The 303-nt window shown below is 54.8% G+C and carries 1 protein-coding gene; it reads right to left on the minus strand.

Features of this window, described 5'->3' with window-relative positions; genetic code table 11:
- Window positions 1-91: 91 nt before the first annotated feature.
- Window positions 92-303, minus strand: a 212-nt coding sequence (locus AC1RPN_RS08830) for a hypothetical protein (protein ID WP_481763815.1), incomplete at its 5' end; no start/stop codon positions are given.

A 303-nucleotide genomic window follows, 5' to 3' on the forward strand; every position in this document is an offset into this window, starting at 1 on the left:
TGCTTCAGGCACCTGTCACGGAACAGGATGCCACCGACCGCCATTTCCAGACGCTCTTCCACCGTGTATAGCGGGTTTTCCCAGAGTTCGTTCATCGCACGGACTTCCCACGATAGGAACCGTCGTCGATGTCATGGAACCGACGCGGCTGCGGTTTATCAAACCAGCCATCGAGATAAGCGAAACTGGCAATAATGCGAATCGCGCTCAGGGCCCCGACAGCGACGCCTGAACAGAACACGAATTCCTGCGTTACTTGAAACATATCGCCTCCAGATGTGAGAATGGCTCCTAGAATGGGAG

It is taken from the genome of Dellaglioa sp. CoH-57-MRSF-20, assembly GCF_056781955.1.